Origin of the sequence: Allobosea sp. LjRoot90 (assembly GCF_964254315.1) — a bacterium.
Lineage (GTDB): Bacteria > Pseudomonadota > Alphaproteobacteria > Rhizobiales > Beijerinckiaceae > Allobosea.
The window spans coordinates 863,037-880,468 of record NZ_CAXUTF020000002.1 but is presented as its reverse complement, the minus strand read 5'-3'; the positions used below and the strand labels follow the sequence as shown (position 1 = coordinate 880,468).

Below are 17,432 nucleotides of genomic sequence, written 5' to 3'. Positions count from 1 at the left end.
CTTTCAATGATTTAGAGGCGGATTCATCGATCAGGTTGGTTCAACCTGATCGGATCCGGCTCTAGCCGGGAGGAATTGCGTGTCCGATCTGCGCCTGTCCATCGCCATCGGCGACTATGATCGCAATCGCCCCCTGCTCGACGGCGCGGTCCAGATCGACGGTGTCGACCCCGTCTTCATGAAGCTGGTGCCGGAGGAAATCTTCTTCCGCGCCTTCCGCCATGCCGAATTCGACGTCTGCGAGGCCTCGCTATCGAGCTTCACCCTCAAGACGGCGCGTGGCGACAGCCCCTATGTCGGCGTCCCGGCCTTCCTGTCGCGCGCCTTTCGCCACACCGGCATCTTCATCAGGACCGATCGCGGCATCGCTCGGCCTGAGGATCTCCGGGGCAAGCGTATCGGCTGCCCGGAATATCAGCTCACCGCCTGTGTCTGGATCCGCGCGATCCTCGAAAATGATTATGGCGTGAAGCCGAGCGAGGTGACCTGGGTTCGTGGCGGCCTGGAGCAACCCGGTCGCGCCGAGAAGATCAGCGTTGAATTACCGCCAGAGATCACGGTCATGCAGGCTCCGGCCGATCGCTCGCTCAACGAGATGCTGATGAACGGCGAGATCGACGCCTATATCGGGCCGCGGTCGCCGCCGGCCTTCGAAGCCGGGCACCCGAAGATCGCGCGTCTGTTTTCGGACCCGACTGCCGCGGCGTCGGACTATTATCGGCGCACTCACATCTTCCCGATCATGCATGTGCTGTGCGTACGGCGCAGCATCGTCGAAGCCCAGCCCTGGCTGCCGGCCGCACTGCTGAAAGCCTTCGAACAGTCCAAGGCGGCCGCCCTCGCCAAGCTCGCGGACACATCCGCCACCAAGATCACGCTGCCTTTCGTCGAGGAGCAGTTGCAGGCGGCCCGTAGCCTGATGGGGCAGGATTTCTGGTCCTATGGTGTCGGCCCCAACCGCCACGCGCTGGAGGCGTTCCTCGAGGCCCATCACAGTCAGGGGCTGTCCTCGCGGCGGCTCTCGGTCGAGGAGCTCTTCCATTCCAGTACGCTGGAGGCCTTCAAGATCTGAGAGGCCGAAGGATTTCCGGACTTTTCACTTCGCCAGAGAAGCGAAGGCAGGACGATGAAGGCCAGCCGCACCGAGCTGGCGACAGGGGAGGACAGGATGACGACATTCAAGACGATCATGTTGACGCTTGCGGCACTCGGCTTCACGCTGTCGATGGCGCAGGACGCGGCGGCCCAGGACAAGCTTAAGCTGGCGATCGGCCAGCGCGGCAACTGGGATACCTCGGTGTCGGAAGTCGGCACGCGGCTCGGCATCTTCAAGAAGCACAATCTCGAGCTCGAGATGCTCTACACCCAGGGCGGCGGCGAGACCCAGCAGGCCGTGCTCTCCAACAGCGTCGACATCGGCGTTGCCGGCGGCATCATGGGCGCGCTCTCGGCCTATTCGAAGGGCGCGCCGATCCGCATCATCGGCGCGGAGACGACCGGGGCGAAGGATCTCTACTGGTATGTCAAAAGCGACTCTCCGGTGAAGGCGCTCAAGGATCTGCAGAACCACACGGTCTCGTTTTCGACCAATGGCTCGTCGACCCATGGCGTCGTCAACGCCTTCATCAAGGAGAACAGCCTCAAGATCCGGCCGACCGCGACCGGAGGCCCGGCGCCGACGCTGACCCAGGTGATGTCCGGCCAGATCGATGTCGGCTGGGCCGCGCCGCCCTTCGGCCTGCCCCAGCTCGACAAGGGAGAAATCCGCGTCGTCGCAACCGGTAACGACACCCAGGCCTTCAGGAGCCAGACGGTCCGCCTGCTGATCACCAACACCAGCGCGCTGCAGAACAAGAAGGCCATGATCGATCGCTACATGGCCGCCTATCGCGAGACCATCGACGCGATGTATTCCAGCGATGCGGCGATCAAGGCCTATGCCGATTTCGTCGGGATTCCGGAGGCCATCGCCAGGCGCACACGGGATGATTTCTTCCCGAAGGCGGCGCTCGACCCCGATAGGATCGTTGGCCTGGACACCATCGTTCCCGACGCGGTGGCGCTCAAATACACGGCCCAGCCACTCACCAAGGAACAGCTCGCCGAGTTGATCCAGATTCCGCCGCGCAAATGAGCCTGCGCATCGACGGCCTCGTCTACCTGGAGTGACGGCGCGATGACGACAACGACCCTCGGCCGGACGGAAACCCGCCCGGTGACGATGGACCAGGCACGGGCCGTGCTGATCACGCGGATCGGCATCGTCGTGGTACTTCTGGCGATCTGGGAGATCGCGGCGCGCTCGGGGTTGCTCTATCGCGACGTCGTGCCGTCGCTCCTCCTCATCATGCGCGCGCTCGCCCATCTCCTGGTCGAGCCGACCTTCTACGCCAATCTCGGCGTCACCGCCGGCGAGGTGGCGCTCGCGATCCTCATCGGCGGCGGCGGCGGGGTCGCCGTCGGCATCCTGCTCGGGAGCAATCGTTTTCTGCAGCGCGCCTATGAGCCGCTGCTGCATTATCTCGGGCCGACCCCGAAGATCATCTTCTTTCCGCTGTTGATCATGTGGTTCGGCGTCGGGCCGGGTTCCAAGGTCGCGATGGGCGCGCTGTCCTCGTTCTTTCCGGTCGCGATCAGCGTCGCTGCAGCGATGCGCGAGATCGACACCGTGCTTATCCGGGTCGGCCTCAGCTTCCGGCTCAATGTCGGCCAGATGGTCTCCAAGATCTACCTGCCGGCAATGCGCGCACCGGTCATCAACGGCCTGCGCATCGGGCTCGGTGTCGCCATCATCGGCACGCTGCTGGCCGAGACCAAACTCGCCAATCAGGGGCTCGGCTACGCCGTGATCCAGACCTATGCGACCTTCGACATGCCGCGCATGTACGCGCTGCTGATCGTCGTCTTCCTGCTGGCCGTCGGCGTGAACGTGGTACTCGGGCGCTACACCGAGTTGCGCACCACCGGGCGCCCCTCGGATGCGCACTGAACCTGTCGGTGGAGCTATCCCGGCCACGAAGCCGCAGGCAGGCGTGCCGCGCGCGGCCTATTGGCTGGCAACGCTGCCGCCTCTGTTCTGGTCGGGCAATTTCCTGATCGCGCGGCTGATGCGCGAAACCATTCCACCCGTGCAGATGTCGTTCTGGCGCTGGAGCCTGGCCCTTCTCATCCTAGTCCCGTTCTGCTGGCGACCGATCGTCGATTCCTGGCCGCGCATTCGCGGCAACCTGCCATTCCTCGCGCTGCTCGGCGCGATCGGCGTGACCGCATTCAACTGCTTCGTCTATGCGGCGCTGCACTACACGCCGGTCGCCAACGCAGCGCTGGTCAATTCCCTGCTCCCCGTCGCCACCTTCCTGCTGGCCTATCTGATCCTGAAGGAGAGGCTGACGCGGCGACAGCTTGCCGGGATCGCAGTCTCGCTCTGCGGGGCGGTTCTGGTGATCTGCAGGGGGGACCCAAGGACGCTTCTGAGCGTCGCGCTCAACCGCGGCGACATTCTCGTCTTCGCCGGCATGAGCTGCTGGGCGTTGTACACCGTGCTGATCCGCTGGCGGCCGGCTGGGCTGCCGGCAATGGCGTTCCTCGGCGTGACCGTGTTCTTCGGTGTCCTGTTCCACCTGCCGGGCGTCGCCTGGGAATACGCCGTGCAGGGAGGTTTCCGACTCAGCATGGCGACCGCCGGCGCGCTGGTGTATTTCGCGCTCTTCCCGTCGATCCTGGCCTATGTCTTCTGGAACCGCTCGGTCGCTGTGCTCGGCCCCGGCAGGACCGGCATGTTCATGCATCTCCTGCCGCCAACCAGCGCTGCACTGGGCTTCATCCTGCTCGGCGAGCAGATCGCCTGGTTCCACTTGGCAGGCTTCGCAATCATCCTTCTGGGCATCTGGCTCGTCACGTCGGCGCCGCGCAAAGTGTGATCACGGAAGGTTGCCGGCCTCTCGATATCGCAGATAAGAGCTGTTGTTCGGTCCCGGCCGTGGCGGGATCAAGGAGGCTTCGGATGACTGTCGAAAAAGTAAAGGGCCCCGCGTCCTATTTTCCGTCCATCGAACGGACCTATGGACAGCCGATCAGCCACTGGCTCGCGGTCCTCGCTGCGCTCGGCGACAAGAAGCACGCGGAGATGATTGCCGTGCTGAAGTCGGAGCACGGAATGGGGCATGGGCACGCCAACGCCCTGGTGGCACATCATCGGGCCACGGGCGCCAGCAGCTAGCCTTTACACGAGGCGTCGCCGATCCGATCGGCGACAGGTGTCGGAGCGCTAGCCGCATAGCAGGTCATGACGGGCGTGGGCGCGCGATGCAGGGGCCGCCGGGCCACTTTTGCTTTGAACGCCCATCAGGGCGATACATGCCTTCGATATCAGCTAAGGTGCTGACAAACCACCACTCTGGTAGCTGAGTGGTGCCCAGGAGAGGACTCGAACCTCCACGCCCTTGCGAGCGCCAGCACCTGAAGCTGGTGCGTCTACCAATTCCGCCACCTGGGCAACGGCGGTTCGTTTACGGGGGCCGAACGCGCCTGTCAACGGGCGAAGCCGGCTTTATTGACAACACCGCATCTGCCCCTCCTCCGGCAACGCCTCGCTGCCTTCACAGCTGCGTTGCGATGCACTAGGACAGGCGCAGCGATCCCAGTTTTCAGCGCTTCCAAACGGAGCTTCGCGTCATCATGACGGTCCTGCCTCCCGCTTCGCAACTCGTCACGGTCTTCGGCGGCTCGGGCTTCCTCGGGCGGCATGTCGTGCGGGCGCTGGCGCGGCGGGGCTACCGTGTCCGCGCTGCGGTTCGCCGTCCGGATCTCGCCGGTTTCCTGCAGCCGCTCGGCACCGTCGGCCAGATCACCGCGGTGCAGGCCAATCTGCGCTATCCCGATTCGGTCGCGGCCGCCGTGAAGGGCGCCAATGCGGTGATCAACCTCGTCGGTATCCTGCAGGAGAAGGGCCGGCAGAACTTCTCGTCGGTGCAGGCGCAGGGCGCGCGCACCGTCGCGCAGGCCTGCGCAAATTTCGGCGTCGACCGGCTGGTCCAGGTCTCCGCGCTCGGCGCTAACGCTGATTCGAAATCAGCCTATGCCCGCAGCAAGGCCGAGGGCGAGGCCGCGGTCCACGCCCTGGTCAAGCATGCGGTCGTCATGCGCCCCTCGGTGATGTTCGGGCCGGAGGACACCTTCTTCAACCGGTTCGCCTCGCTGGTGCGCATGCTGCCGGTGCTGCCGCTCGCGGGGGCGCAGACCAAATTCCAGCCGGTCTTCGTCGGCGACGTCGCCGAGGCGATCGCGCGCGCCGTCGATGGCAAGCTCGAGGGCGGCAAGGTCTATGAGCTCGGCGGCCCGGAGGCGAAGACCCTGCGGGAGCTGATCGACTATGTCTGCGAGGTCACCGGCCGCAAACGCCTGATCGCGCCGATGCCGTTCGGGCTCGCCCGCCTGCAGGGCCAGATCCTCGAGATCGCGGACATGCTGACGCTCGGCCTCTTGCCGAAAGAGCTCATCCTGACGCGCGACCAGGTCAACCTGCTCGAGAGCGACAACGTCGTGTCCACGACCGCTGAAAAGGAAGGCCGGACCTTGCGCGGGCTCGGCATCGCCCCGGTCTCGGCCGAGGCCGAGGTGCCGGGCTATCTCTGGCGCTTCCGCAAGTCCGGCCAGTTCGACACCGCCCGCGCCGGCGGCTGAGCCCGGTCACGGCACCAGCACCAGCTTGCCGGCCGTCTGCCGGCTCTCCAGCGCGGCATGGGCGGCGCTCGCTTGCGCCAGCGGGAAGCTGCCGCCGGGCAGGAGCTTCAATTCGCCAGCGGTAACCAGCGCGAACAGCTCGCCAAGATCGTGTGCAAGGCGCTCCGGTGCCAGATGCGGCAGGAGCGAGAAGCCGGCGACCGCGCGGTTGCCGAAGATCAGGGCCTTCAACGCCTCGGCATCCGGCCGGAAATCGGCGATCGAGAGCGGGCCGTAGAGCACGAGGCGTCCGAACGGGGCGAGCAGCGCGAGACATTTTGCCGGGATATCGCCGCCAGACGCATCGAAGATCAGGTCCGGACCTGCGCCATCGGTCAGGGCGCGGACCTGCTCCGGCCAGTCGGGCCGCGTGTAGTCGACACCCGCATCGGCACCGATGTCCTGTGCCAGCGCGCGTTTCTCGTTCGAGCTCGCCATGGCGATGACCCGCTTAGCCCCGGCCCGTTTCGCCAGCTGGACCAAAAGACTGCCGACGCCGCCGGCTGCGGCGCTGATCAGGACATTGCGTCCTGCCGCCGGATTGCTGCGCAACAGGTGCAGCGCGGTCAGGCCTTGTACCTGCAGCGCCGCGCCCGCAGCAAAGGACAGCGCCTCCGGCAGGCGCACGAGGACATCGGCGCTGACCGCGACATATTCGGCATAGCCGCCACTCTGCACGCCGGCGAGGTAGAGCGCTGCCGCGACCCGTTCGCCGACGGAGAACGTCGTGACGCCTTCCCCCAGCGCGGCGATGGTGCCGGCGATCTCGACGCCGGGGCTGAAGGGCAGGGCGGGTGTGACGACATAGCGGTCCTGCCGCATCAACACCTCGAAGAAATTGACGCCGACGGCGCCGACCGCGATCAGCACCTCGCCGGGGCCGGGAGAGGGCTGGTCGGTTTCGACGATCTCGAGCACGTCGGGACCACCGAAGCGGCTGTATTGGATGGCTTTCATGATGGGCCTCACGCGAAGGGGATGAGCGTGAGGCGGGTTCTGGGCTAGGATGCCGGCCGGTGGCTACACACCGATTTGTTCGCTGCAGACCAAGAGGTGAGCATGGCCGACCCGATGAAGCGCTTGCCGATGCTGCCGGTGGAACGGGCGCTCAAGGTGATCTCCGGCCGCTGGAAGGCCGTGATCCTCTATCAGCTCTTCGACGGCCCCAAGCGCCTGACGGAGCTGCAGAAGCGCATTCCACCGATCACGCAGAAGGTGCTGATCCAGCAATTGCGCGAGATGGAGGAGCACGGCCTCGTCAGCCGCGAGATCTTCCGGCAGGTGCCGGCGCGCGTCGACTATGCGGCGACGCCGCTCGGCCAGAGCCTCGCCCCGGTGATCGCGACGCTCTGCGACTGGGGCCGCCGCCACGCCGCCGATCTCGGCGAGCTCGATACCTTGTCAGAGTGCCGCTACCGCCCTGATGCGCAGTCCGAAGCAGCCTGAACGAGGATATGACTGATCGCGCAGACGGTCGCGTCAGGCGGCCACCCCGGTAGACGTCTCAGAGCATGCTGGGCAGGACGCGATCCGGCGGCTTGTGACCGTCCATGAAGGTCTTGATGTTGACGATGACCTTCTCGCCCATGTCGGCGCGGCCCTCATGGGTGGCCGAGCCCATATGCGGCAGCACGACGACGCGGTGCTGGCGCGCGAGCTTGAGCAGGCGCGGATTGACCGCGGGCTCGTGCTCGAACACGTCGAGCCCGGCGCCCGCGAGTTCGCCGGCTTCCAGCATGCGCGACAGCGCCGTCTCGTCGACGATCTCGCCGCGCGCCGTGTTCACCAGGATGGCATCCGGCTTCATCAGCTTGAGGCGGCGGGCCGAGAGCAGGTGGTAGGTCGCCGGCGTATGCGGGCAGTTGACCGAGACGACGTCCATCCGCGCCAGCATCTGGTCGAGCGAATCCCAATAGGTCGCGTCGAGTGCCTCCTCGATGCGGGCCTCGAGCCGGCGGCGGTTATGATAGTGGATCGACAGGCCGAAGGCGGCGGCGCGCTTGGCCAGCGCCTGGCCGATCCGGCCCATGCCGACGATTCCGAGGCGCTTGCCGGTGATGCGGCGTCCCAGCATCCAGTTCGGCGACCAGCCGGCCCATTCGTCATCGGTGATGATGCGCGCGCCTTCGGCGATGCGGCGCGCCACGGCGAGGATCAGCGCCATCGTCATGTCGGCGGTGTCGTCGGTCAGCACGCCCGGCGTATTGGTCACGGTGATGCCGCGCTGCACGGCACTGGCGACGTCGATATTGTCGACGCCATTGCCGAAATTGGCGATCAGGCGCAGCTGCTCGCCGGCCTGGGCGATCAAGCCGGCATCGATCTTGTCGGTCACGGTCGGGACCAGCACGTCGGCGGTCTTCATCGCCTCGACCAGCGCGGCCTGGCTCATCGGCGTGTCGTCGAGGTTGAGCCTGGCGTCGAAGAGCTCCCGCATCCGTGTCTCGACCACGGCGGGCAGCTTGCGCGTGACGACGACCAGGGGCTTCTTCTTAGACATGGACGGCTCCCTAACAGGCCCCTCGGGCTCCGATATTGCTGGCGTGCGCCGGTTAGGCGCGACCAGAGCCGGATCCGATCAGGTTGAAGCAACCTGATCGGTGAATCCGTCTCTAACCCAATAATAGAGAACGCGTGATCCGATCAGATTGCGGTGCAATCTGATCGGCGCGTGCTCTACTGGCCGCTTCGTCGCCATTCCGCCTCAACCCGCCATTAACCGAGGCGCTTCAGGAATGAGTCGGTTGGTTTCGGCGATCAGCGGCCGTTTCGTTGTCTAGCAGCGTTGCGGCGGAACACAACCTGACCCATTGGCGCGTAGCGACGGCGGTCAGGTCGAGGAGTGGTTGGATGACGGTTCAGACGATGCGCGGCACAGCCGGCTTTCTGCTTGCGGTGGGCCTGGCCCTGCTGGCGACGCGGAGCACGGCGCAGGAGGTCGCCGCCGGGCCCGTCTCCGGCCTGCCGCTGCCGCGTTATGTCAGCCTCAAATCGGACCGGGTCAATCTGCGCGAGGGCCCGTCGAAGGAGCATCGCACCAGCTGGGTCTTCCAGCGCGCCGGCCTGCCTGTCGAGATCACCGCCGAATTCGAGACCTGGCGACGCGTGCGAGACGCCGACGGCACGGAGGGCTGGGTGCTGCACAGTCTGCTCTCGGGGCGGCGCACCGTGCTGGTCTCGCCCTGGTCGAAGAACAAGAGCGAGGCGTTTTCCCTGCGCGATACCGCGAACGAGGGCGGGGCTGTGGTCGCGACCCTCGAGCCCGGCGTCATCGCCAATGTGCAATCGTGCCAGAGCGCCTGGTGCCGCGTCACGGTCAGCAAGATGTCGGGCTACATCCGGCAGGACAGGCTCTGGGGCGTCTACCCCAACGAGACCGTGCAGTAGCGATCCGGCGTTCGATCGAACGCCGGAGGGCGTCAGCCAGCGATCTTGCGCAGCCTGACCACGACATCGACCCGGCTGATCTCGTAGCCTTCAGGCGCGGGCGGCAGCGCGGCGACATCGACCGCCGAGGCCGGGATGTCGATCACCTTGTCCTCGCCGTCGACGACGAAATGGTGGTGGTCGCTGTTGTCGGTGTCGAAGAAGGTCTTGGCGCCGTCGATCGCGAGCTCGCGCAGCAGGCCGGCCTCGGTGAACTGGTGCAGCGTGTTGTAGACGGTCGCAAGCGAAACCGGTACGCGCGCCTTCATTGCTTCCTCGTAGAGGATCTCGGCGCTGACATGCCGGTCTCCTTTGGCGAAGAGCAGCCAGCCGAGCGAGACGCGCTGGCGCGTCGGCCTCAGACCTACCCGGCGCAGCTTCTGGCGCACGTCGTGGAAGGGGCAGCCCTGCCGTGCGTCCGATCCGTAGCCCTGGTCCTGCGTCAGGCCGTCCATGCCTCGCGTCGACTCCTTACGTCCTTTCCCGGAATGGGAAAGCGCTAGCTTAGAGTCGATGTAAGGCTTTGATCCCTTAGCCGCAAGCATCGCGGCGCCGCCGTCAGGGCTTGCCGGGGCGGGTTGATCTTGCCAGCTGGCCATCCACGGCCGAGCCGGCCTTGTGCCCTTCCGTTTCGCTGCGACACCGTGTTAGGCACATTGCATCGGGGGTTGGCAGCCGAATGCATGGCGGCCGGAATGGAGTGAAGTCGGATATGGAGCGGCAATCGTCATTCAGCTACGAGGAAATCCTCGCTTGCGGGCGCGGTGAACTCTTCGGGCCGGGCAATGCGCAGCTGCCGCTGCCGCCGATGCTGATGTTCGATCGTATCGCCGAAATCAGCGAGGATGGCGGTCCGCACGGCAAGGGCCTCGTCCGTGCCGAGTTCGACATTCGCCCCGACCTCTGGTTCTTCGATTGTCATTTCAAGGGCGACCCGGTCATGCCGGGCTGCCTCGGGCTCGACGCGCTCTGGCAGCTCACCGGTTTCTTCCTCGGCTGGCTCGGCCTGCCGGGCCGTGGCCGGGCGCTGGGTGTCGGCGAGGTCAAGTTCGCCGACCAGGTCCTGCCTTCGGTCAAGCGTGTCGTCTACGGCGTCGACTTCAAGCGCGTCTTCAAGTCCAAGCTCGTCCTCGGCATCGCCGATGGCTGGCTCGAAGCTGACGGCAAGCGTATCTATACGGTCTCGGATATGCGCGTCGGCCTGTTCAAGCCCGAAGCGGCCTGAGCAAAACCAGCCGGAGCGGGATACGGAAAAGTGGGAGCCGCTTTTCCGCAGGGATCCCGCTCTAAAATATTAGAATCGATGGCGTTTGCGATTTTGGACCGTTCCCGTCCGGAGTCATCGTGATCGAGGTGTCTTGCGTTCGCCGTCCGCGCGGTCCATTTGCGCAGGTATCGACTGAACGAGGGTCCGGGGCTGGCTTCCCGGTCCGTTAGTAGAGAGCCGGAGAAGCAGCATGAGACGCGTTGTGGTCACCGGGATGGGCATCGTCTCGTCCATCGGCAACAATACGCAGGAAGTGCTGGCCTCGCTGCGCGAGGCCAAGTCCGGCATCTCCTATGTCCCGGATTTTGCCGAACACGGCTTCCGCAGCCGGGTCGCCGGCGTGCCCTCGCTTGATCCCGCGACCGTACTCGACCGCCGCGCCATGCGCTTCCATGGCGGCGGCTCGGCCTGGAACCAGGTCGCGATGGAGCAGGCCATCCGCGACGCGGGCCTGGAAGAAAAAGAAATCAGCCACGAGCGCACCGGCATCATCATGGGCTCGGGCGGCCCTTCGACCCGGGCGCTGATCGATGCCTATGACAAGGCCCGCGAGAGCGGCTCGTCCAAGAAGGTCGGCCCGTTCGCGGTGCCCAAGGGCATGTCCTCGACCGCCTCGGCGACGCTTGCGACCTGGTTCAAGATCAAGGGCGTCAACTATTCGATCTCCTCGGCCTGCGCGACCTCGAACCATTGCATCGGCAACGCCTATGAGCTGATCCAGTGGGGCAAGCAGGATGTGATCTTCGCCGGCGGCTGCGAGGAGCTCGACTGGACGCTCTCCGTGCTGTTCGACGCGATGGGCGCGATGTCGTCCGACTTCAACGAGACGCCCGCGGTCGCATCCCGCGCTTATGATGCGCGCCGCGACGGCTTCGTCATCGCCGGCGGCGCCGGCGTGGTCGTACTCGAGGAGCTCGAGCACGCCAAGGCGCGCGGCGCCCGCATCTATGGCGAGGTCGTCGGCTATGGCGCGACCTCGGACGGCTACGACATGGTCGCTCCCTCCGGCGAGGGCGCCGAGCGCTGCATGCGCATGGCGCTTGATAGCGTGAAGGCCAAGATCGACTACATCAACCCGCATGGCACCTCGACCCCGGTCGGCGACGCCAAGGAGATCGAGGCGATCCGCGCCGTCTTCGGCGCCGGCGAGAAGAGCCCGCCGATCTCCGCGACCAAATCGCTGACCGGCCATTCGCTCGGCGCCACCGGCGTGCAGGAGGCGATCTACTCGCTGCTGATGCTCAATAACGATTTCATCGTTGAGAGCGCCCATATCGAGGAACTCGATCCGGCCTTCGCCGACATGCCGATCGTGCGCAAGCGCATCGACAATGCCGGTCTCGGCTGCGTGCTCTCCAACTCGTTCGGCTTCGGCGGCACCAACGCCACCATCGTGATGAAGCGGCTGGAGGCCTGAGAGACCTTCCGATAAATCTACCAGCGTGGCCGTCTGACGCGGTCGCCTGCGCTTCCGGTGCTCACGGACCAAAAGTCCGCTCCGCTCCGGTTCTCGGCAACCGCGCCAGCCGACTCACGCTGGCGAATTCTTGGAAGGTCCCTCCGCCATGCTCTTCATGGTGATCGAACACTTCGATCAGGCGCGGGTGAAGGAGATTTATGCCCGCTTCCATGAGCGCGGCCGGATGATTCCGGACGGCCTGACCTATATCGACAGCTGGATCTCGGCCGATTTCGCGCGCTGCTTCCAAGTGATGCAGTGCGACGACGTCACCAAGCTGCAGGAATGGGTGCTGGCCTGGGGCGACCTCGCCCGCTTCGAGATCGTGCCGCTCGCGGCCTCGAAGGATACGGCGGCGGCGGTGAAGAAGCATTTGTAGCATGACGGGCCACGTCTAGACGGCTATATGGATCGTCTAGACCAAGGAGGCGGGCATGGCGTTCCATATTCGCGACGATCGCGCGGACGAGGCTGTCCGCAAGCTGGCCGCCCGGCGCAATCTGAGCATCACGGAGGCCGTGCGCATTGCCGCCGAGAATGAACTTAAGCGCGATGATGCGGAAGACGCAGCCTTCATGGATCGCATCCGCGAGATTCAACGGCAGGCTGCGGCCTACCCGAAGACCGGTTTGAAAGCCGACAAGGCTTTCTACGACGAATTATCGGGCGAGGCCTGATGTATATCGACGCTTCCGCGCTGGTGGCGATCATTGTCGATGAGCCGGATTCCGATGCTTTAGGGTTGGCCATGCGCGGCTCGAAGACGGGCCGGATCACGTCGCCGGTCGCGATCTACGAAGCGACCCTGGGTGTCGCACGTGTCCTGGCCTGTCCCGTGCCCCGGGCACGGCAACTGGTGGTCGGGCTTTTGAAGGCGACGTCGATCAGCGTCGCCGCTATCGGCGAGCGCCATGCCGACGCAGCTCTGGAAGCGTTTTCCCGGTTCGGCAAAGGATATCATGCTGCGAAATTGAACATGGGCGATTGCTTTGCCTATGCCGTGGCGGCCGAAGCAGCGCTGCCGATCCTGTTTAAGGGCGACGACTTCAGCCAGACCGACCTGCCCTCCGCCCTTTCCGCCCCTTGAACGACGAACCGAAACGGTCCTCATGCTCCCCCTGATGCACAACAAGCGCGGCCTCGTCATGGGCGTCGCCAATCAGAACTCGATCGCCTGGGGCATTGCCCGGACCCTCCATGCCCATGGCGCCGAGATGGCCTTCACCTATCAGGGCGACGCGCTCGGCAAACGCGTCAAGCCGCTCGCCGAGAGCATCGGCTCGAAGCTGGTGCTCCCCTGCGATGTCGAGGACGTCTCGACGCTCGACGCCGCCTTCGCCGCGATCGACGAGGCCTGGGGCGGCGATCCCGAGCGCAACACGCTCGATTTCCTGATCCACGCGATCGGCTTCTCGGACAAGAACGAGCTCAAGGGGCTCTATGCCGACACCACCCGCGAGAATTTTTCGCGGACCATGGTGATCTCGTGCTTCTCCTTCACCGAGGCAGCCAAGCGTGCCGCCGAGCGGATGCCGCAGGGCGGCAGCATGATCACGCTGACCTATAGCGGCTCGACCCGCGTGATGCCGAACTACAACGTCATGGGCGTCGCCAAGGCGGCGCTGGAGGCGAGCATGCGTTACCTCGCCGCCGATTTCGGACCGAAGGGCATCCGGGTGAATGCGCTCTCGCCCGGGCCGGTGCGCACATTGGCCGGCGCCGGCATTTCCGATGCACGGGCAATGTATTCCTGGCAGCGCGCCAACTCGCCGCTGCGCAAATCGGTGACGCTGGAGCAAATCGGCGGCTCGGCGCTCTATTATCTCTCCGATCTCTCGGGCGGCGTCACCGGCGAAATCCATCATATCGATGCCGGCTACCACATCACCTCGATGCCTGTGTTGGACGGGCTGCGCGCTGCCGACACCGGCAACGGCGACTGAGTCAGCAGGGCCTTCCGCCGACCGCGCGGCAGGGCTATCCTCCAGGACGGTGGAACCCGGCGCGTGCCCCGCTGGTTCGACCATTGAGCCACGGAGGACGCTCATGGTCATGGTGAAATACGAGATCGTCCAGCACGATGGCGGCTGGGCCTACAAGGTCGGCGACGCCCTGTCCGAGACCTTTCGCTCGCATGATGCGGCGCTGAAGGCGGCCAACAAGGCTGCCGCCCGCCAGAAGCGACCGGGCGTTACCGACGGCATCGTCTATCAGGATGCGAAGGGCGAGTGGCACGAAGAGCTGGCCGACGGTCGCGATCGACCCAATACCCGGATCGTCGACGGCGGCTGAGGCTGCGCCTCATCTCTGCGTGAAGAAAGTCAGCAGCACTTTGCCTTTTTCGCCGATGAGGCAGAGGAAGCGGCGCGGCTTGTCGGATTTGTCGGTCTTCAGATAGGCCTCGCCCATCAGGATGCGCGTGATCGGCGTCGTCTCGACCTTCGTCTCCGCGACCGCGATCGTCAGCCCATCCTCGTCGATGAAGATGTCCTTGATCTCCGGCTCGCGCGCCGTCAGCGCCGCCATCGCCGTCGATTTGCAGGCGGCAAGCTCCGGCGAGGCTGGCTTCTCGACCGGCGCGGGGGAGGCCGGCAAGGCGTTCTGGGCGAGCGCCGGGGCGGCCAGGAAAGCGAGCAGCGCAGTCGTGCAGGCGGGTTTGCGGAGCATGTGAACCTCGGTTGTTGCCGAGGTTCAAACGCGCGGTCGCGGTTCTGGTTCAGATCAGGCAGTAAGCGCCTGCTTCAGATCGGCGATCAGGTCGTCGGCATGCTCCAGGCCGATCGAGAGGCGGATCAGCCCGTCGCTGACGCCCATGCTGGCGCGAACCTCAGGCGTGAAGCGTTGATGCGTCGTCGTCGCCGGATGCACGATCAGGCTCTTGGCGTCGCCGAGATTGTTGGAGATTCGGATCAGCTTGAGCTTGTTGAGGAAGCGGAAGGCGGCGTCCTTGCCGCCCGCGACCTCGAAGGCGATCAGCGTCGAGGGGCCGCTCATCTGTCTGGCGATGATCTCGGCCTGCGGGTGGTCGGGGTCGCCGATGAAGGCGACATGCGGCAATTCCTTGCGCCCCTTCAGCCAGGCCGCGACGGCGGTAGCGCTCTCGGCCTGGCGGCGGATACGCAATGGCAGTGTCTCCAGCGCCTTCAGCATCACCCAGGCGTTGAAGGGCGACATTGCCGGCCCGGTCTGGCGCAGGAAGGTCTGGATATCGCCCTCGATCAGCTCTTTCGAGCCGAGCACCAGCCCGCCCATGCAGCGGCCTTGGCCGTCGATGTGCTTGGTCGCGGAATAGGCGACGAGATCGGCGCCGAGCTCGAGCGGGCGCTGGAACAGCGGCGTCGCGAAGACATTGTCGACGATCAGCTTGGCGCCGGCTTCCCTCGCGATCGCGGCGACGGCGGCGATGTCGATCACCTCCAGCGTCGGGTTCGCCGGGCTCTCCAGGAAGAAGGCCTTGGTATTCGGCCGGATGGCGGCGCGCCACGCATCGAGATTGGTGCCGTCGACCAGCGTCGATTGCACGCCATAGCGCGGCAGATGATCCTCGACGATGTAACGACAGGAACCGAACAGGGCGCGCGCCGCAACGACATGGTCGCCGGCCCGAACCAGGCTCGACAACGCGGCGGTGACGGCAGCCATGCCGGTCGCGGTGGCGCGGCAGGCCTCGGCGCCCTCGAAGGCGGCCATGCGCTGCTCCAGCATGGTGACGCTGGGATTTGAGAAACGCGCGTACTGGAAGCCCGGATCCTTGTTCAGGAAGCGCGCCTCGCATTGCTCGGCCGAGTCGTAGACGTGGCCTTGCGTCAGGAACAGCGCCTCGGAGGTCTCGCCGAACTGCGAGCGCAGCGTGCCGGCATGGACCAGCCGGGTTTCGGGATGCAGCGCTGCTGTGTCTGCCGCTTCGATTGCCATGATATGTCGCCCGGTCCGTTCTATATAACGGACAAGGGGAATATCACCGTCGATTGCGTTCGTAAAGGCGAACGAATTTCTCTTTTGGGGAACGCGCGGCGAGCCCGGTGCAACGTCAGGAAAGATCGGAGGCGGAGTTCTGCCCTAGGCTCTCAGGACGTCAGCCGGAACGACCACTTCGCCGTCTTCCTTCGTGAACGGGCCCATATCCGGGTTCGGCAGTATCTTGAGAACCTCTTCAGAAGGCCTGCAGAGCCGGGTTCCTTTGGATGTCTCGACGATCGGGCGGTTGATGAGGATCGGATGCGCCACCATAAGGTCGACCAGTTCGCCATCGGTCCATTTTGCATTGCCGAGATCGAGCTCGGCGTAGGGCGTGCCCTTCTCGCGCAGGAGCCCGCGCGCGTTGATCCCCATGGCCTCGATCAATTCGAGGAGCCTGGCACGGCTCGGCGGCTCCTTGAGATACTCGACGACGACAGGGTCTTCGCCGCTCTGCCGGATCATGGCGAGCGTGTTGCGGGAGGTGCCGCAATCCGGGTTGTGGAAGATCGTGATCGTCATGACTGTTCCTCGGCGGTCTGGATCGCTGCGTTGTCGGCGGGCGCTTGCAGCAGCCAGGTCATTGCTATCAGGGCGCAAAGCGCGCCTGCGAGTTCGGCAAGGATGAAACCCGGCAGGTCGATGGCGCGGATTCCGGAGAATGTGTCGGTCAGGGATCGCGCGATCGCGACGGCCGGATTGGCGAACGAGGTCGATGCGGTGAACCAGTAAGCCGCGCAGATATAGAGGCCGACCAGCCAGGGGACGGCTTTTCGCTCGAACCGGAGGCCGGCGAGGATCGTCGCGGCAAGTCCGAAACTCGCCACTCCTTCCGAAAGCCATTGCGCGCCGCCGGTCCGAATCCTGAGAGAATTCTGGAGCAGCGGCAGCGCGAACATCGCATGGGCGATGACGGTCCCGGCGATGCCGCCGACGACCTGGCCGAGGACGTAGACTCCCGCATCCCTGCGCGACAAATCGCCCTTGAGCGCAAAGATCAGGCTGATTGCGGGATTGAAATGCGCTCCTGAGATCGGCCCGAGCGTCGTGATCAGAACGACAAGCATCGCACCGGTTGCCAACGTGTTGGCGAGAAGAGCCAGCGCCGCATCGCGGGCGAGCGTATCCGCCATGATCCCGGAGCCGACCACGGTCGCCACCAGGAACGCCGTGCCCAACGTTTCGGCCGCAAGACGTCGGGGGAGCGAGCTGATCACGGTGCCACCGGCTCGCAGCAATTCGCGAGGGCGGCGACGGCGGGGCCGCAGACTTCGGGGTGGCCTTGGCAACAATCGCGCATCAGGAAATCGACAAGGGCTGACAGCGCCGGATAGGCCGCGCTGTAGATGATCGAGCGCGCCTCGCGCCGGGACTGAACCAAGCCAGCCTGCTCCAGATGATTCAGGTGGAAGGAAAGCCGCGACGAGGAGGCGCCGACCGCTTCGCCGATCGCGCCGGCCGCGAGACCGTGCGGCCCGGCCGTCACCAGCAATTGGACGATGCGCAGCCGTGTTTCTTGCGACAGGGCGCCAAAAGCCTCGAGGGCTTGCGCTTCAATCATTTTTACCTCAACATCTCAATAGATATTGAAATTAAGGTAAC

Annotated in this window: 23 protein-coding genes and 1 tRNA gene; 15 read left to right on the top strand and 9 right to left on the bottom strand. The window is 65.2% G+C overall.

Features of this window, described 5'->3' with window-relative positions; translation table 11 throughout:
- Positions 1–79: 79 nt before the first annotated feature.
- The 5 genes from ACSQ3M_RS11020 to ACSQ3M_RS11000 all read left to right on the top strand — a co-directional run bounded on the left by ACSQ3M_RS11020 (position 80) and on the right by ACSQ3M_RS11000 (position 4,219).
- The gene (locus tag ACSQ3M_RS11020) at positions 80–1,072 is read left to right on the top strand and encodes an ABC transporter substrate-binding protein (RefSeq protein ID WP_436150100.1); all 993 of its coding nucleotides are present in this window, start codon (positions 80–82) and stop codon (positions 1,070–1,072) included.
- Positions 1,073–1,168: 96 nt separating this feature from the next.
- Complete coding sequence (locus tag ACSQ3M_RS11015) at positions 1,169–2,134, top strand: ABC transporter substrate-binding protein (protein ID WP_436150099.1); 966 nt, start codon at positions 1,169–1,171, stop codon at positions 2,132–2,134.
- Positions 2,135–2,176: 42 nt separating this feature from the next.
- The gene (locus ACSQ3M_RS11010) at positions 2,177–2,989 is read left to right on the top strand and encodes an ABC transporter permease (RefSeq protein ID WP_436150098.1); all 813 of its coding nucleotides are present in this window, start codon (positions 2,177–2,179) and stop codon (positions 2,987–2,989) included.
- Entirely contained in the window at positions 2,979–3,920 is a 942-nt protein-coding gene (locus ACSQ3M_RS11005) for a DMT family transporter (RefSeq protein ID WP_436150097.1), read from the top strand. The genes ACSQ3M_RS11010 and ACSQ3M_RS11005 overlap by 11 nt, the downstream gene beginning before the upstream one ends.
- Positions 3,921–4,003: 83 nt before the next feature.
- On the top strand, positions 4,004–4,219 hold the full coding sequence (locus ACSQ3M_RS11000; protein WP_436150096.1) for a DUF4287 domain-containing protein: 216 nt from the start codon (positions 4,004–4,006) through the stop codon (positions 4,217–4,219).
- A gap of 189 nt (positions 4,220–4,408) precedes the next feature.
- Here ACSQ3M_RS11000 and ACSQ3M_RS10995 read toward each other — a convergent pair.
- Positions 4,409–4,495 (bottom strand) — tRNA-Leu (locus tag ACSQ3M_RS10995).
- Between the two features lie 182 nt (positions 4,496–4,677).
- On the opposite strand from ACSQ3M_RS10995, the gene ACSQ3M_RS10990 reads away from it, so the two are divergent.
- The gene (locus ACSQ3M_RS10990; protein ID WP_436150095.1) at positions 4,678–5,682 is read left to right on the top strand and encodes a complex I NDUFA9 subunit family protein; all 1,005 of its coding nucleotides are present in this window, start codon (positions 4,678–4,680) and stop codon (positions 5,680–5,682) included.
- A gap of 6 nt (positions 5,683–5,688) precedes the next feature.
- Here the strand turns inward: ACSQ3M_RS10990 and ACSQ3M_RS10985 are convergent, their stop codons facing one another.
- Positions 5,689–6,678, bottom strand: a complete 990-nt coding sequence (locus ACSQ3M_RS10985) for a quinone oxidoreductase family protein (protein ID WP_436150094.1) — start codon at positions 6,676–6,678, stop codon at positions 5,689–5,691.
- A gap of 102 nt (positions 6,679–6,780) precedes the next feature.
- On the opposite strand from ACSQ3M_RS10985, the gene ACSQ3M_RS10980 reads away from it, so the two are divergent.
- Positions 6,781–7,167, top strand: coding sequence for a winged helix-turn-helix transcriptional regulator (locus tag ACSQ3M_RS10980; protein WP_436150093.1), 387 nt, complete (start codon positions 6,781–6,783; stop codon positions 7,165–7,167).
- Between the two features lie 58 nt (positions 7,168–7,225).
- Here ACSQ3M_RS10980 and ACSQ3M_RS10975 read toward each other — a convergent pair whose 3' ends face one another.
- Complete coding sequence (locus tag ACSQ3M_RS10975; protein ID WP_436150092.1) at positions 7,226–8,221, bottom strand: 2-hydroxyacid dehydrogenase; 996 nt, start codon at positions 8,219–8,221, stop codon at positions 7,226–7,228.
- Between the two features lie 350 nt (positions 8,222–8,571).
- Between ACSQ3M_RS10975 and ACSQ3M_RS10970 the strand changes: the two genes are divergently transcribed.
- Positions 8,572–9,108, top strand: a complete 537-nt coding sequence (locus ACSQ3M_RS10970) for an SH3 domain-containing protein (protein ID WP_436150091.1) — start codon at positions 8,572–8,574, stop codon at positions 9,106–9,108.
- Between the two features lie 32 nt (positions 9,109–9,140).
- On the opposite strand, the gene irr is transcribed toward ACSQ3M_RS10970, so the two are convergent.
- Entirely contained in the window at positions 9,141–9,602 is a 462-nt protein-coding gene (gene irr, locus ACSQ3M_RS10965; protein ID WP_436150090.1) for a Fur family transcriptional regulator Irr, read from the bottom strand.
- 257 nt (positions 9,603–9,859) lie between these two features.
- Here irr and fabA point away from each other — a divergent pair, with 257 nt between their 5' ends.
- The 7 genes from fabA (at position 9,860) to ACSQ3M_RS10930 (ending at position 14,165) form a co-directional block, all read left to right on the top strand.
- Positions 9,860–10,372, top strand: coding sequence for a 3-hydroxyacyl-[acyl-carrier-protein] dehydratase FabA (fabA, locus tag ACSQ3M_RS10960; RefSeq protein ID WP_110490985.1), 513 nt, complete (start codon positions 9,860–9,862; stop codon positions 10,370–10,372).
- A gap of 232 nt (positions 10,373–10,604) precedes the next feature.
- Positions 10,605–11,831, top strand: a complete 1,227-nt coding sequence (gene fabB, locus ACSQ3M_RS10955; protein WP_436150089.1) for a beta-ketoacyl-ACP synthase I — start codon at positions 10,605–10,607, stop codon at positions 11,829–11,831.
- 130 nt (positions 11,832–11,961) lie between these two features.
- Entirely contained in the window at positions 11,962–12,252 is a 291-nt protein-coding gene (locus tag ACSQ3M_RS10950; protein ID WP_436150088.1) for a DUF3303 domain-containing protein, read from the top strand.
- A gap of 55 nt (positions 12,253–12,307) precedes the next feature.
- The gene (locus ACSQ3M_RS10945) at positions 12,308–12,550 is read left to right on the top strand and encodes a type II toxin-antitoxin system VapB family antitoxin (protein ID WP_436097004.1); all 243 of its coding nucleotides are present in this window, start codon (positions 12,308–12,310) and stop codon (positions 12,548–12,550) included.
- Positions 12,550–12,960, top strand: coding sequence for a type II toxin-antitoxin system VapC family toxin (locus ACSQ3M_RS10940; RefSeq protein ID WP_436150087.1), 411 nt, complete (start codon positions 12,550–12,552; stop codon positions 12,958–12,960). Before ACSQ3M_RS10945 ends, ACSQ3M_RS10940 begins: the two co-directional genes overlap by 1 nt.
- Before the next feature lie 22 nt (positions 12,961–12,982).
- Positions 12,983–13,816, top strand: coding sequence for an enoyl-ACP reductase FabI (gene fabI, locus ACSQ3M_RS10935; protein WP_436150086.1), 834 nt, complete (start codon positions 12,983–12,985; stop codon positions 13,814–13,816).
- A gap of 103 nt (positions 13,817–13,919) precedes the next feature.
- Complete coding sequence (locus ACSQ3M_RS10930) at positions 13,920–14,165, top strand: DUF2188 domain-containing protein (RefSeq protein ID WP_126113984.1); 246 nt, start codon at positions 13,920–13,922, stop codon at positions 14,163–14,165.
- Positions 14,166–14,174: 9 nt separating this feature from the next.
- Here ACSQ3M_RS10930 and ACSQ3M_RS10925 read toward each other — a convergent pair whose 3' ends face one another.
- From ACSQ3M_RS10925 to ACSQ3M_RS10905, 5 genes are all read right to left on the bottom strand, one after another.
- On the bottom strand, positions 14,175–14,540 hold the full coding sequence (locus ACSQ3M_RS10925; RefSeq protein WP_436150085.1) for a hypothetical protein: 366 nt from the start codon (positions 14,538–14,540) through the stop codon (positions 14,175–14,177).
- A gap of 54 nt (positions 14,541–14,594) precedes the next feature.
- Positions 14,595–15,788 (bottom strand): O-succinylhomoserine sulfhydrylase, encoded by a 1,194-nt coding sequence (gene metZ, locus ACSQ3M_RS10920; RefSeq protein ID WP_436150084.1) that lies wholly within the window; start codon positions 15,786–15,788, stop codon positions 14,595–14,597.
- A 144-nt stretch (positions 15,789–15,932) separates the two neighbouring features.
- Positions 15,933–16,352: an arsenate reductase (glutaredoxin) gene (arsC, locus tag ACSQ3M_RS10915; protein ID WP_436150083.1), complete on the bottom strand. Its 420-nt coding sequence runs from the start codon at positions 16,350–16,352 to the stop codon at positions 15,933–15,935.
- Positions 16,349–17,047 (bottom strand): aquaporin, encoded by a 699-nt coding sequence (locus ACSQ3M_RS10910; protein ID WP_436150082.1) that lies wholly within the window; start codon positions 17,045–17,047, stop codon positions 16,349–16,351. The genes arsC and ACSQ3M_RS10910 overlap by 4 nt, the downstream gene beginning before the upstream one ends.
- Positions 17,044–17,391: an ArsR/SmtB family transcription factor gene (locus ACSQ3M_RS10905; protein ID WP_436150081.1), complete on the bottom strand. Its 348-nt coding sequence runs from the start codon at positions 17,389–17,391 to the stop codon at positions 17,044–17,046. Before ACSQ3M_RS10905 ends, ACSQ3M_RS10910 begins: the two co-directional genes overlap by 4 nt.
- Positions 17,392–17,432: the final 41 nt, after the last annotated feature.